Origin of the sequence: Catenovulum agarivorans DS-2, from assembly GCF_000568405.1 — a bacterium.
Classification (GTDB): Bacteria; Pseudomonadota; Gammaproteobacteria; order Enterobacterales; family Alteromonadaceae; genus Catenovulum; species Catenovulum agarivorans_A.
Genome location: NZ_ARZY01000001.1, coordinates 31,108 through 45,774 on the forward strand (window position 1 = coordinate 31,108; position 14,667 = coordinate 45,774).

Annotated in this window: 14 protein-coding genes; 7 read left to right on the forward strand and 7 right to left on the reverse strand. The window is 41.8% G+C overall.

All coding sequences use genetic code 11. From position 1 onward, the window contains the following. From DS2_RS00120 to DS2_RS00135, 4 genes are all read left to right on the forward strand, one after another. Complete coding sequence (locus DS2_RS00120) at positions 1 to 657, forward strand: SPOR domain-containing protein (protein WP_035012543.1); 657 nt, start codon at positions 1 to 3, stop codon at positions 655 to 657. Between the two features lie 63 nt (positions 658 to 720). Continuing rightward, positions 721 to 1,218: a CvpA family protein gene (locus tag DS2_RS00125; protein WP_035012836.1), complete on the forward strand. Its 498-nt coding sequence runs from the start codon at positions 721 to 723 to the stop codon at positions 1,216 to 1,218. A gap of 12 nt (positions 1,219 to 1,230) precedes the next feature. Further along, entirely contained in the window at positions 1,231 to 2,745 is a 1,515-nt protein-coding gene (gene purF, locus DS2_RS00130) for an amidophosphoribosyltransferase (protein WP_035012544.1), read from the forward strand. A 111-nt stretch (positions 2,746 to 2,856) separates the two neighbouring features. Next, on the forward strand, positions 2,857 to 3,618 hold the full coding sequence (locus DS2_RS00135; RefSeq protein WP_035012545.1) for a sulfite exporter TauE/SafE family protein: 762 nt from the start codon (positions 2,857 to 2,859) through the stop codon (positions 3,616 to 3,618). Between the two features lie 104 nt (positions 3,619 to 3,722). Here the strand turns inward: DS2_RS00135 and DS2_RS00140 are convergent, their stop codons facing one another. Further along, positions 3,723 to 4,103: a hypothetical protein gene (locus tag DS2_RS00140; RefSeq protein WP_035012546.1), complete on the reverse strand. Its 381-nt coding sequence runs from the start codon at positions 4,101 to 4,103 to the stop codon at positions 3,723 to 3,725. Positions 4,104 to 4,241: 138 nt separating this feature from the next. Between DS2_RS00140 and DS2_RS00145 the strand changes: the two genes are divergently transcribed. Beyond that, positions 4,242 to 4,988, forward strand: coding sequence for a DUF599 domain-containing protein (locus DS2_RS00145; protein ID WP_035012547.1), 747 nt, complete (start codon positions 4,242 to 4,244; stop codon positions 4,986 to 4,988). A gap of 45 nt (positions 4,989 to 5,033) precedes the next feature. On the opposite strand, the gene DS2_RS00150 is transcribed toward DS2_RS00145, so the two are convergent. From DS2_RS00150 to purE, 6 genes are all read right to left on the reverse strand, one after another. After that, positions 5,034 to 6,398 (reverse strand): NAD-dependent succinate-semialdehyde dehydrogenase, encoded by a 1,365-nt coding sequence (locus DS2_RS00150; RefSeq protein WP_035012548.1) that lies wholly within the window; start codon positions 6,396 to 6,398, stop codon positions 5,034 to 5,036. Positions 6,399 to 6,408: 10 nt separating this feature from the next. Next, a complete protein-coding gene (gene doeA, locus DS2_RS00155) occupies positions 6,409 to 7,662 on the reverse strand; it encodes an ectoine hydrolase (RefSeq protein ID WP_035012550.1) in 1,254 nt (417 codons plus the stop codon). Between the two features lie 10 nt (positions 7,663 to 7,672). Continuing rightward, entirely contained in the window at positions 7,673 to 8,917 is a 1,245-nt protein-coding gene (locus DS2_RS00160) for an aspartate aminotransferase family protein (RefSeq protein ID WP_035012551.1), read from the reverse strand. Positions 8,918 to 8,999: 82 nt separating this feature from the next. Beyond that, positions 9,000 to 10,166 carry a N(2)-acetyl-L-2,4-diaminobutanoate deacetylase DoeB2 gene (gene doeB2 / locus DS2_RS00165; protein WP_035012552.1) on the reverse strand — a complete coding sequence of 389 codons (1,167 nt, stop codon included), beginning with the start codon at positions 10,164 to 10,166 and terminating at the stop codon, positions 9,000 to 9,002. Between the two features lie 301 nt (positions 10,167 to 10,467). Further along, complete coding sequence (purK, locus tag DS2_RS00170) at positions 10,468 to 11,550, reverse strand: 5-(carboxyamino)imidazole ribonucleotide synthase (protein WP_035012553.1); 1,083 nt, start codon at positions 11,548 to 11,550, stop codon at positions 10,468 to 10,470. Positions 11,551 to 11,570: 20 nt separating this feature from the next. After that, complete coding sequence (purE, locus tag DS2_RS00175; protein WP_035012554.1) at positions 11,571 to 12,065, reverse strand: 5-(carboxyamino)imidazole ribonucleotide mutase; 495 nt, start codon at positions 12,063 to 12,065, stop codon at positions 11,571 to 11,573. Between the two features lie 310 nt (positions 12,066 to 12,375). Here purE and DS2_RS00180 point away from each other — a divergent pair, with 310 nt between their 5' ends. Then, complete coding sequence (locus DS2_RS00180) at positions 12,376 to 13,626, forward strand: valine--pyruvate transaminase (RefSeq protein ID WP_035012555.1); 1,251 nt, start codon at positions 12,376 to 12,378, stop codon at positions 13,624 to 13,626. A gap of 122 nt (positions 13,627 to 13,748) precedes the next feature. Beyond that, positions 13,749 to 14,654, forward strand: coding sequence for a 30S ribosomal protein S6--L-glutamate ligase (gene rimK, locus DS2_RS00185; RefSeq protein ID WP_035012556.1), 906 nt, complete (start codon positions 13,749 to 13,751; stop codon positions 14,652 to 14,654). Positions 14,655 to 14,667: the final 13 nt, after the last annotated feature.

Sequence of the window (14,667 nt, forward strand, 5' to 3'; positions counted from 1 at the left end):
ATGGCAACTACGTTTCAGAATAGACTTGTGGGTAGCATAGTTTTTGTCGCGTTAATTGTGATATTTTTACCTGATTTACTTGACGGTAAAAAAACTGACTATGGCGACCAGTTTCAAACGATACCCGCCAAACCTGTCGCTCAGCCTATTCCGGATAAAATGCCTTTTCCCGAAACAGACGTTGTTGATTCGTTAGCTGAATTTGAACAAAAAGAAGTGGATGAGCAAGCAGTAGATGAAATTTATTTGGGTGAAAAAACTGCGCAGCAAGCTGAACAAACCCAAGCACCATCGGAACAAACAGAGACGGTTACAGCTCAAGTTTCACCTGAACAACAGGTTACTCAGGCAAAAGCCAAACCAAAAACACAATCAGATAAAACGACTAAAACTGCCAAAAATGAAGTGCCTAGTCATGCTTGGGTGATTCAATTGGGCAGCTTTCGACACAAAAATAATGTGCAAAACTTGCGAGAAAAACTACAGCAAGAAGGGTACGTTAGTTTTACTCGACCGATTAAAACTCAATCTGGTGAGCTGACTAAAGTATATGTCGGTCCAGAGCTTGATAAAGATACACTGGAACGCATGCTTCCAGGATTAAAAAGGTTAACAAATCTAAATGGCAAAATTTCTCAGTACCAAACTACAGAATAATGTTGGTAATTGGGTGGTGGGATCTGCTAGAATTCGCCGGCAATTTTCCTCATGAATATCGATATGGTTTGGTTTGACTACGCAATACTTGCTGTTATCTCGATTTCCACGCTTATAAGTTTAGTGCGCGGATTTGTGCGAGAGGCATTATCACTGGTCGTATGGGCGGGTGCTTTTTTTGTCGCTAGTCAGTTCTATTTAGATTTTGCGACCTTTTTAACCAACATTGAAGATGAGATGTTCCGCAATGCTGCGGCAATCGCAATTCTATTTTTAACAACCATTATTGTTGGTTCTATAGTTAATTACCTAATTTCTCAATTAGTGCAAAAAACCGGTATGTCAGGTACTGATAGGTTACTTGGCTTGGTGTTTGGTGCACTAAGAGGTGTGCTGATTGTTTCAGCTATACTATTCTTTATGGATGCATTTACCCCAGTAGCGAAGTCTGAGTGGTGGGTGCAATCAGTTTTAATTCCAGAATTTAAGATAGTGATAGAGTGGTTTTTTGAATATATTCAAACCACTTCGAGCTTTCTAAAAAATGTTCAACCTGTATAAGAGGTAAAGTCCATGTGTGGTGTCGTTGGCATTGTAGCTCATTCCCCAGTTAATCAATCTTTATACGATGCGTTAACCGTATTACAGCATCGTGGCCAAGATGCTGCAGGGATCATGACCATTAATAATGGCGTGTTTAAATTGAGAAAAGCGAATGGCTTAGTTCGTGACGTTTTTGAACAAAAGCACATGGAGCGTTTAGCAGGTAACTGGGGGATAGGCCATGTGCGTTACCCAACTGCTGGTTCATCAACTTCCGCTGAAGCTCAGCCGTTTTATACTAACTCTCCTTATGGTATTGCATTTGTTCACAACGGCAATTTAACCAATGCGGAGGACCTGAAAAAGAATTTGGTTAGCGAAGCGCGTCGCCATGTAAATACTTCGTCTGATTCTGAATTACTAATGAATCAATTTGCCCACGAGTTGTGCGAAAGTGGTGGTGACTGGAATTTAAAACCAGAAGATATTTTTGCTGCAGTAACCGCATTGCATACTAAAGCGCGTGGTGCATACGCAGTAGTCGCTTCTATTATCGGTTTTGGTATCGTTGCATTTCGTGACGTATATGGCATTCGCCCATTAGTACTGGGTAAACGCGAAACTGAACAAGGCACTGAGTATATGGTTGCTTCAGAAAGTGTGGCGGTTGATGCGGTCGGCTTTGAATTTGTCCGAGATGTTGCGCCAGGCGAGGCTGTGTATATTACTCAAGACGGTGAATTATTCAGCCAACAATGTGCGACTAACTCTGAGTTGGTACCATGTTTATTTGAATATGTTTATTTTGCTCGTCCAGACTCTACGTTAGATGATATCTCAGTGTATGCTAGCCGCGTAAGAATGGGTCAAAAGTTGGGCGAAAAGATTAAACGTGATTGGTCGGAATTAGATATAGATGTTGTCATCCCAATCCCTGAGACCAGCTGTGATATTGCGTTGGAAATTGCCAATACGTTAAATCTGCCTTACCGCCAAGGTTTTGTGAAAAACCGTTATATTGGACGGACATTTATTATGCCGGGGCAGCAACAGCGTCGTCGTTCGGTTCGTCGTAAGCTGAACGCTATTTCGCAAGAGTTTAAGGGTAAGAATGTATTATTGGTGGACGACTCGGTTGTTCGAGGCACAACCTCTGAGCAAATAATCGAAATGGCACGTGAAGCAGGTGCTAAAAAAGTTTATTTCGCATCGGCCGCTCCGGAAATTCGCTTCCCGAACGTATATGGTATTGATATGCCAAGTGCAAATGAGTTAATTGCTTATGGCCGTGATGTTCAAGAAATTTGTGATTTAATTAAAGCTGATGGGTTAATTTTCCAAGATTTACCAGATTTGATTGCTGCAGTAGGTGAAGGCAATCCAAGTGTTGAGCGTTTTGAAACCTCAGTATTTGACGGCAACTATGTTACCAATGATGTTAGCCAAGACTATTTAGATCACTTAGATGAACTACGTCGAGATTCGGCAAAAGATGCAAGTAGTCAAAATCAAAGCTCGAGTTTAGATATTCATAACTTTAGCTAACAGCGCATGCGCATGTTAATTTGTGCATAGTGGTTATGTGAAAGGTCAGCTTTGCTGGCCTTTTTCGTTTTATATTTCCCATCAATGTTTTTATAGTGACAAGGACCCAAGATGCTATTTGACCAGTTGATATTGTTTGTCATTAGTTTAATTGCTAACACATTATCGTCACTTGCTGGCGGTGGCGCTGGTTTACTGCAATTGCCAGCTATTATCTTTTTGGGTTTACCTTTTTCGGTCGCTTTGGCTACGCATAAAGTCGCCTCGGTTGCTTTGGGGGTGGGGGCTTCGATTAAACATTTAAAACATGGGCAATTTTTACCGGCTCTAGTGCTTATTATGATTGTTGGAGCGTTACCTGGTGTTATTTTAGGCGCAAACGTTATTGTTAATATACCGCCTGTTATTTCACTGTGGGCATTAGGCGCACTAACCATTGCTTTGGGTGTCTATTCTATTTTTAAACCTCAGCTGGGCCAATCAGACGAGCTTAAGAACTTAAATATGCGCGGATATGTTATAGGTTCGATTGGTTTGTTTGTGATTGGCTTTTTAAATGGTTCACTGACCTCGGGCACTGGTTTGTTTGTAACCATGTGGTTGATTCATTGGTTTGGGATGGGCTATGGACGTGCTGTTTCTTACACCTTGGTAATGGTTGGCATTTTATGGAATGGTACTGGGGCGATAACGTTAGGGATGATTTCTCAAATTCAGTGGGATTGGTTACCAGCATTGATTTTAGGCTCGTTGTTAGGTGGTTATTTAGGTGCGTACTTGGTTATCGCTAAGGGCAATAGTTTGGTTAAACGTTGCTTTGAAACTTTGACTATATTGTCTGGATTGTCGTTGTGGTTTAAGGCTATTTGGTAAGCTTATTACTGCGAGCTGGTTACGATGTATGAAAAGATTGAACAATAATTTTCTGAAAACGCTATAAACCGTTTTCAGAAAATTAGCCAGTGACTATGCGGGTTTTAGTGACGTGCAGCTTTAATTTTGTTGTTAAAGATATGGTTAACCATATCAATTTCGACCCCTTCTTGAACTGAGTCTACCAACTGGTCGATCACATCAATTTTATATGGGCCGCCAATCAACATCTTTTTAATTTGCAATAAATCACGACGGCAGGCAATAGGCGCATATTTAAATGCGGTGTCTATATCTGTTACTTGACTAAATGATTCTGCCTTTTCTAATACACACTTGGTGTATTTTTCTTTGTGTTGCATAAAAACTGATGAGTCAGTTAATTGCTGTGACGGTGGTAATGTTTTTTCGTTGGCTTGTGCTACGTTGGCAAGAACAGCCAAACTTAATCCCACTAAGCTTGCTTTAAAAAAGCGGGTCTTCATGTTGTTCTCCTAACAGGTACATGATCTATTAAGTAGATTCTATCAGATGTAATTATGAAAAGAGTAATCTTTTGCGGCTTAAGCTATTTTGCGCGACAATAGTCACATAATTTTTGTTTTGTTGTTGGAGTTTGCAGTATGCTCAATTGGGCCGAAATTATTGATTTAGTGGTGTTGATCCCATTTTTGGCTGTGTGGATAGGGTATGTTATTTTCGCCCGAAGAGCAGCTAAGTGCCGTGAGTCATTGTCTAGTGTGTTAATTATTTTACGTATTGATTGGATGCGTCATTTATTGGAGCGTGATAATCGAATTCTAGATGCGGCGTTGATGGGCAATATTGAAAAGAATATGAGCTTTTTTGCATCAACAACTCTACTTATTATTGCTGGTTCATTGACTGCATTAACCAATGCTAAATCCATTCATGAATTAACCAGTTTAATCCCTTGGGTATGGCCGCATACCATTACTATGGTGCAAATTAAGGTCGTGACCATCATTTGTATTTTAATTTATGCATTTTTTAAGTTTACTTGGGCGCTTCGCCAGTATGGATTTGCGTCTGTAATGATAGGTGCTGCGCCAAACTCTGATGATGAACGGGCTACTCCAGAAATGAAAAAAGTTTTTTCGGTCAACGCGGGTAAACTTATCGACCAAGCAGGCCACAATTTTAATAATGGTATGCGGGCATACTACTTTGCGTTGGCTGTTGTTGGCTGGTTTATCCACCCGTTATTGTTTCTAGCATTTGCGTTGATCGTAGTACGTATTTTGTATCAACGAGAGTTTAAATCTCGCTCGTTAAAAACCTTAGTTGATGGTCTATCTATGAGCCAATACTATTTGGATAATGAGGTACTAAACTTCAAAAAAGATTAGCCCTTTTGTTTGATTGAATAAAGAGGTGAATCAACACCTCTTTATTTATCCAACCCAAATTTGCTTGCAGTTTACAAACTCTCTAATGCCATGAGGGCCAAGCTCTCTGCCGATACCAGAGCTTTTTATACCGCCACTTGGTAATCGTGGATCGGTCTTAACTATGCCATTTACCGCAACTTGTCCTGCTTGCAGTTCTTGCATAAACCTCTGTTGATGCTCAAGGTTTTTAGTCCAAATAGCCGCCCCTAAACCATACACTGTTTGGTTGGCAAGGTTGAGTGCGGTGTTGATATCTTTGGCTTTAGTCACACACATTACTGGACCAAATGTTTCTTCGTTAAAAACTGTCATTGAAGGGGTGACGTCTGTAAGCAGGGTGACAGGGTAGTAGTAGCCTTTTTGATTATCAGGGATTGTTCCACCTAGTAGGCAGTTTGCTCCTTGTTCAATGCTTTCTTTGACCTGTCTATGGAGGTTTTGTTGGATGTCTTTACGAGCCAATGGCCCAACTTGTGTTGCATTGTCTAGTGGATCACCAACTTTAAGTCGTTCTAACCTATCTTTTAATAAAGTTATGAATTGGTCATAAATTGATTCTTCAACAATAATGCGTTTTGCAGCGATACAAGACTGTCCAGCGTTAATAATGCGTGATAAACAAGCAATATCAGCGGCTTTTTCCAACTCTGCATCTGCTAAAACAACGCACGGATCAGAGCCGCCCAATTCTAGGACATAAGGAATCAGCACAGAGCCTGCATCTGCAGCAACTTTCGCTCCAGTTGCACTTGAGCCAGTAAAGGAAACACCTGCGATACGGCGGTCTTTGATAATATTGGTTATCTCTGCATTATCAATGGGGAGATTGGTGACAATGTTATCTGGTGCCATCGCACTTTTAAACGCATGCATAATTGCATTGGCACAACCTTGAACACTCGGATCATGTTTCATAATGCATGTGTTGCCAGCCATCAAAGAAGGCGCTAAGAAGCGAAATGCTAGCCAAATTGGCGCATTCCATGGCAGTATGCCCAAGATGCAGCCGAGCGGCTGGTAACATACATAACTTTCGATAGCATCCGACTCAATATCTTCTGATTGCAAATAAGTTTTGGCATTATCAGCATAATGCTCTGCACACCAAGCTGCTTTCTCTACTTCGCCTAAACCTTCTTTAAGCGGTTTGCCCATTTCTACTGCCATTAAATGCGCTAAATTTTCTTTGTCATTGCGTAATGCGGCGGCGACAGCTTTTAATGTTTGTGCGCGTTGTTCATAGCTGGTGTTTTTCCAACTCGTAAACTGGCGATTTGCAGCATTTAAAGCATTGTCAATTTCCGCTTTGTTGAAGGTTGCGTAACTGTTTACGCACTCTTCATTATGGGGATTTGTACTGACTAACATAAATTTCTCCTTACACGGATTTGCTTGTGGAGGCTGCAGATTTAATCGGTTTAACGTTTTGAACCGAATCCGACGTTGAGTCTTTGACTTTGGCAGGGGCTGATTTTTTTACCGTAAAGTCCAGCGGAAAGTCGAAAAACGACTCGCAGCCATTTTCTGTAATCGCAATGGTGTCGGATATGCCACAGGTTTTATTACCATCTACTCCCCACATCCACGGGATCACATGAAAAGTCATACCTTCTTTTAATACTGTCGATTCTCCTTGTTTAAGGCTAATAATATAACCTTCATCCCAGCTAGGTGGGAAAGCAATACCAATTGAATATCCAGAGCGAGTAATTAGCCGCGCGCCGACGTCATTTGCAGTAATGATATTGCGGATTAAATTGTCGACGTCTGATACCGTCATTCCTGGTTGAATGTAATCGTGCATTGCGGTTAATGCTGACTTCATGCATTCTTGTGCTTTGTACATGCTGTCGGTTAATTCTCCTAGCACAACTGTGCGCATCATGGCGGTGTGATAACGGCGATAGCAACCACCAACTTCAAGAAATACATGTTCACCATTTTGCACTTTGCGACCTTCCCAGGTGGCGTGGCCAATCATACTGCGTGGGCCAGAAGTGACGTAGGGCATGACGGCAGGTGGTTCGCCGCCCGCTTTGAACATAGCAGCGCTAATAGCTGCGCCGATTTCATTTTCAGTCACCCCCGCTTGGCATGCTTCAATCCCCGCTTTCATACCAGCTTGAGTGGCTCTAGCTGCGTTGCGCATTACTTCTAGCTCGACTTCAGATTTGCATACTCGCCCTTGTTCAACAATGCCAAAACAATCCAGTAATTTGCCATCTGTCAGAGTTGTATGAATAAAATCTTGTTGATAGGCAGGGAAAAAGTAGCTGTTCCTTTCATAGCCTATGCGCTTGTTTGCTAGATTAAATTCGCGCAGTGCATCAACTAACATTTGAATTGCATCTCCGGTATCAGGGTAAGGCCGGGTCACCTCAACCCAAGAGCGAGCAATTACATTCGATTCTTCCATGGCACGTGTAATCATAAAAGGTTCTTGATCCAGCGGTACCACTACAGCTTGAAAAAACGAATAGCCGGTCGTTTGATAATCGGTTAAGTACATGATGTTTTCGGGGTCAGTAATGACCACCGCATCTAAGTGGCGTTCAGTAATTCTAGCGCGCAGCTCATTAATACGGCGTTCATACTCACTGAAAGGGAAGGTCATATCATCTCGATTTAGCATAATTTTGTCCTTATGAGTGAGCTTGACAACAAGCGACTAAGATATCTAAACCCTTATGTAAGTTTTCAGGTTCAATGGTCAGTGGAGGTATCACTTTAATTACGCGCCCACCACTGCCACAAGCAGAAACCAATAGTCCTTGCTCAAAGGCCGCTGCGACAACCTCTTTGGCAATTGCGCCATCGGCTAAATCTACACCCCAAATCATGCCTTTGCCGCGTAATTGTCTGTTCAAGCGTTCTTCACATATTGGCGCGAGTTTTTCTTGGATAATTTTTTCGTTAGCTTGTACCTGTTCCATCAAGCTGTTGTCTTTAAAATAGTTGAGTGCGACTTTACCAGCGACAAAACTCAGACATTGACCACGAAATGTGCCCGTATGCTCGCCTGGGCTCCAATGTTTGTCATATTCAGGCTTGACTAAGTTCATTGCCAGTGGGGTACCAAACCCACCAATACCTTTAGCCAGACAAATGATGTCAGGATCGAGCTCTAAGTCATCAAAGCTAAAGTAGCTGCCAGTTCTACCACAACCGACTTGAATGTCGTCGATAATAAATAATGCACCAAAGTCTTTAGCTAATTTTTGCAACTCCTGTAACCAAATTTTTTGTGCAACGTTGACACCGCCTTCTGCTTGTATCACTTCTACAATAAATGCCGCTGGTGGTTTTATACCACTTGAACCATCTTGGTATTGCGCTCTAAGTTCGGCTAAATCTACACAGCTAACGCCATTTTGTGGTGGTGAAAAACTATAATGATTGACATGATTTAATGGCACCCCGGCAGCACCGCGAAAATACTCATTTGCGGTGCAGGCGAGTGCGCCTAAAGTCATACCATGAAAACCATGGCTAAACGCGACGACGTCTTGTCTTTGGGTGACCCGTCTTGCAAGTTTTAATGCGGTTTCTACTGCATTGGTTCCAGTTGGACCCATAAATTGGAGTTTGTGAGGCATTTTTCTCGGTTCGAGAATGGTTTGGCAAAATGCTTGGATAAATTCACGTTTAGCCGTGGTATGCATATCTAAGCTATGTGTGACGCCATCTTGATTAAGGTAGTCAATAATAGCTTGTTTCATTTTGCTATTATTGTGGCCGAAATTTAATACACCAGCGCCTGCAAAAAAATCGATGTAGGTTTTACCTTGTTCATCAGTTTGAATTGCATTCTGTGCAGTTTTAAACACAGTGTCATAGACGCGGCAATAAGCTCTAATATCAGATTCTCTTTCGGTAAAAATACTCATACAAGTACTCCTTAAGGTTGTGAAGGGGCCATAAGTGAACGACTCACTTACAGCAACTTTTGCTAGCCGACGCTGACTAGATTCAGGGAATTGCTACACCAGTTAGGCGTGCAAAAAGACGGCAAACTAATGGGATTAGCTTGTCGTTAAAATCGTAATTAGGATTATGTAACGGTGCGGCAGGACCATTGTTTTCATTGCCGCCAATCAATGCAAAAGCACCCGGAATATGCTGCAAATAATAACTAAAGTCTTCAGAGGCCATCGCAGGCAGATTCATCTCGGGATTTAGTTTATCCTTGCCAAACTCACTTGCCCACGCCTCTCGCACTGTTTGTGCAGGTTTAGCATGGTTTACAGTTGCTTGATAGCGCGGTGAGACTACAACCTCAGCGCTTGTTTGATACGCTTGGGCTGTTAGTTGGCTGATTGACTTTATTTGCTCAACTAAGTGCGCACGGCTGCGCTCGTTGGCTATTCTAAAGCTACCTTGTAGGCTCACTGAATTTGGGGTGACTGTCGCGGCATTTGTATCTGATTGAATGCCTGTTACTGCTAATACTAACGGATTTTGTGGGGTATTCAGACGGCTGACGATTTGTTGGATCGCTAATGTAATTGCACTTGCCGCCAAGATAGGATCTCGGCAATTCTCAGGTTGGCTTGCATGCCCACCTAAACCTTTTACAGTTATATTGAAAGTGCCGTTACCACACATGACTACTGAATCAGGGCAGGCCATTTGGCCGAATGACATGGTTGGCCAGTTATGCCACCCATAAATAACATCAATGCCTTTTAGCGCCCCTGCTTCAATCATTTTTTTTGCGCCATGGCCGCCTTCTTCGGCTGGTTGAAAAATCAAGGAAACAGGTTGGGGGAGTTGAGCTTCATTTTGCTTAAGCCACTTTGCAGCCGCTAACAAAGTTGCTGTGTGTCCATCATGGCCGCATGCGTGCATCGTGCCACTCTTAGTTGATTTCCAATCACATTGGTTATCTTCATGAATAGGTAAGGCGTCTATATCTGCACGCAGTGCAATATGTGGTGTTTGGTTGAACGCGTTTTGACCAAGACGGCCAATAGTACCAGTTTCGGCACATGCTTCCCAAGGAATATCGAGTTCATCAAGTTGCTGACGGATGTAGTCTGCGGTATTAAATTCTTGCCAAGATAACTCAGGATGAGCGTGCAAAAATTTACGAGATTCTACGGCATTTTCAAATAGCTTAGTCGTGCAGTTTGTCATAAGACTCCTTGCTTAAGTTTAGTGCAGCGTTACACCTCGTTTAGGATAGTTGAGCTCAATTCTAAGTTCAGTGTAGGAGTTATAACTCTATGTAGCAAACAACCTTCTATAATAAAATTGTATATATGTATTCAGGTTAGGCTTAACAGCTTAGCTTGGTAGGTCTAATCAGCTGGTTAAATTTAGCCTTGATAAATAAGGACTCAGCACCAACCAGCGGAGCAAAGTTGTAATGTTTGAGGAGCAAATTGGCCAGCAATTGAGTGGGCTCGCAATCTAACGAGCCCAGAAGAGAAGTCGGTTATAGTAGTTCGTTTTTCAACCAAGCAATGGTTTGAACGTAGCGTTCGGGTAACAAAGGTTGCATTTGGTCTAATGCAGTTTCAATGTTCTTTTTACCTGTTTTGCTAAAATTGATGTGGCCTACTTTGCGGCCTGCTCGAACGGATTTTTGATACCAGAATAACTCAGAGCCTTCTACTGCTAACCACTGTGCATCTAACTCACAACCAATTAAATTGATCATAAAGTTGGTATTGCGCACACTAGGTTGGATCATAGGTAGGCCAGTAACACAACGTACATGGCTTTCAAATTGACTGATATTGCAACCAGCTTGGGTCCAGTGGCCACTATTGTGTACTCTAGGCGCGATTTCATTAATTAAAATTTGATCGCCGACTCTAAAACATTCCATCGCCATTACACCAACATACTCTACGGCTTCCATTAAAGTGGTTAGCATTTTTTCGGCTATGGCTTGGTATTTATCTAAGCGAGGCAATGGTGCAACTGTAGCTGTTAATATACCATCTTGATGGAGGTTTAACGCCAATGGATAAAAGTAGCATTGGCCATTTTTATCTCGCATACCAACCAAAGAAATTTCTTCGTCAAAATTAATCGCTTGTTCAGCAATTGCATTGTTGTGCCAATCGTCTGGAATTGTCGAACTTTCAGCTTGTTTTAACCAATGTTGACCTCGGCCATCATAACCACCTGTGCGGCGTTTAAGTAAAACCCTGTCACCTAACTTAGCGTGAAGCTGGTTTTCTGTGGTGTTTTCTTCAACCAGTTGCCAAGGGGCAGATGCTAAATTTAACGAATCTAATAAAGATTTTTGTTTAAAACGGTCTGCAATCGTGGCAAAAAAGTTTTGGTTGGCGAAATTCTTATGTGCAGCTAACACATTGGTCACTGGCGTTTCTGGCCATTGCTCACGTTCAGCTGTTACTACATCATTTTCACCTAAAACTGGCGGAATATCTGCATCAATATCAACAGGGGTTACCTTTACACCTAATGGGTACGCTGCGTGTTGCAACATGTTTCCTAGTTGTCCAGCACCAAGTACCCACACAGTTTGATCAAAATAAGCTGTCATTTTGCTAACTCTTATCAATTCTAAATTTGTTCACGAGGATCAGGATTAGCTAATACTGTTTCCGTTTGCTCGTTTCTAAATGCTTCAATGCGCAATGCTAAATCTTGATTGGTTGTTGCCAAAATTTGCGCCGCAAATAAACCCGCATTGTATGCACCAGCATCGCCAATCGCTAAGGTACCCACTGCAACACCTTTAGGCATTTGTACAATTGAGTATAAACTATCAACACCGCTCAATGCTCTGCTTTGCACTGGAACACCTAAAACTGGTAAACGAGTTTTAGAAGCAACCATGCCTGGTAAGTGAGCTGCACCGCCAGCGCCAGCGATAATCACTTCAAAGCCGTTTTCGACAGCACTTGCTGAAAAATTCATTAATTTGTCGGGTGTTCTGTGAGCAGAAACAACTTCAACAACATAAGGTACTTGAAGTGAGTCTAAGACATCGGCTGCGTTTTTCATGGTTGGCCAGTCACTTTTCGAACCCATGATAATGGCTACTTTTGCTTTCACTAAAAACTCCTAATAACCTAAAGTGGTTATATTAAAACCGTTTTATTTCATTTAATTAGCAATTAATTGCTAAATACAATAAACAAAGTCACCGCAGTAATTGCAGTGATTTAAAATTCATATTAACTTGGGAGCCGTTTGTACTTTGTAACCGCTAGGGTTTGCGGCAAGTAGATTGGCAAGCGACTATAATAACACGTGTTAGCCCCAACAAGCTAATAAAACCTGTGTAAGAGTCACCTAGATTGGCTGGACGAGTAATTTTAACTTAATTAAGCCAATGCAGGTCAATAATTCGTTTCGAGGTAAAATGAAACTTTCTGATTTAGGAACACAATTAACTCAAGATTCAGCCATTGTCAGTTTGATGGCTGATTTAGGCGAAGCTTTAAATGTAAATCCAGATATTCTGTTTTTGGGGGGCGGCAACCCAGCACAAATAGATGCATTTGAGCAAGTGATGGCAGAACATTTAGCCCAGATCAGTCAGTCCGCTGACGAGCTGCATAAATTACTCGGTATTTATCAGTCACCTCGTGGCTCCGAAAAGCTTATCGATGCCTTGGTTGAATACTTTCAAACTGAAATGGGTTGGCCTGTCAGTGCTGACAATATTGCGTTGTCCAATGGCAGTCAATCGGCATTTTTTATTTTGATTAACATGTTGGCGGGTAAAGCGGGTGATATAAATAAGCACTTGCTATTTCCACTTGTACCTGAGTATTTAGGGTATAGCGATCAAGCGCTAGCAGAAAACTACTTTAAAGCATGTAAGCCCATCATTGAAAAGCAAGGAGACGATTTATTTAAGTACCATATCGACTTTGAAAACTTGCATATCACAGAAGATACTGCGGCATTGTGTGTTTCGCGCCCAACAAACCCAACGGGCAATGTGGTTAGTGACCAAGCGTTAGAACAGTTAACTTGTTTGGCAAAAAATCACAACATTCCTTTGATCATTGATTGTGCGTATGGCGCACCCTTTCCAAATATTGTCTATCAAGATGTCACCTGTAAATGGGACGATAACCGGCTGTATGTTTTTAGCTTGTCTAAACTCGGTTTGCCAGCCTGTCGTACAGGCATTGTAGTTGGGCATCCTGAACTAATCGAGCAGTTTGTTAAGGTCAATACGATAATGAGCTTGGCCAATGGCAACTTAGGGCCAGAATTGATGTCGCGCTTGTTGGTCAACAAGCAGCTTAATCAATTGTGCAATGAACATATTTTGCCTTTTTATCAGCATAAACGAAATCATATGCTTAAGTGCATTCGGCAATATTTGCCCAAAGGGTATTATCGAATTCATCAACCAGAAGGTGCTTTCTTTTTATGGTTGTGGTTCGAAAACTTGCCAATCAACTCGAGCGAGTTATATCAATTATTAAAAGAAAAAGGTGTATTAGTGATGGATGGCGAACCGTTCTTTTTTGCGATCAAAGAGGACTGGGCGCACAAACATCAATGTATTCGACTATCCTATTGTCAGAGCGACGAGGTGATAACTGAAGCAATTAAAATACTCGCGAGTACGTTAGAAGAACTAGCTTTAAAATAATTTTCAAAATACTTGTTTCTTATAAAATTAATGTAATGATACGCACGCTTTTATAGCTTACCTAAGTGATGGGTGATAGGTTGGCTAAAACACTGTCTATATTAAACAAAAAGGACATAATGATGCGCATAGCCATTTTATCTAGAAATTCCAATTTATATTCAACACGCAGATTAAAAGAAGCGGGTGAGGCTCGTGGTCATGAAGTCGAAGTGATTGATACGTTGCACTGTTATATGGACATTACAAGCTCCAAACCGACAGTTAAGTACAACGGTCAGACATTGCCTGAATTTGATGCGGTTATCCCTAGAATTGGTGCTTCAATTACTTTTTATGGGGCATCGGTTGTGCGTCAGTTTGAAATGATGGGGACTTTTTCAATAAACGAGTCCGTCGCGATTAGTCGCTCGCGCGACAAACTCAGAAGTTTGCAATTATTGTCGCGCAAAGGTGTTGGTTTACCCAAAACTGGCTTTGCTCATCATCCTGACAATATTCCCGACTTGATAGCCGGTGTAGGCGGTGCGCCAGTGGTTATTAAATTATTGGAAGGTACCCAAGGGATAGGGGTTGTTTTGGCGGATACAACTAAAGCTGCTGAAAGTATTATTGAAGCTTTTATGGGATTAAAAGCGAATATATTGGTACAAGAATTTATCAAAGAAGCTGGTGGTGCTGACATTCGTTGTTTAGTGGTTGGTGGCAAAGTGGTTGCTGCGATGAAACGCCAAGCCGCTGATGGCGAATTTAGATCAAATTTACACAGAGGTGGTAGTGCGGAAGTCGTACGCCTAAGTCGCGAAGAAAGAGAAACCGCAGTAAATGCAGCGAAAGTGATGGGGTTAAATATGTGTGGCGTCGATATTCTAAGAGCAAACAGAGGACCTGTGGTGATGGAGGTTAATTCGTCACCTGGTTTGGAAGGTATCGAAACTGCCACAGGAAAAGACGTTGCTGATATGATAGTTCAGTTTATTGAAAAAAATGCTAAGAAGCATGCAACACGAACCAAAGGCAAAGGTTAAACCACTGGGATAA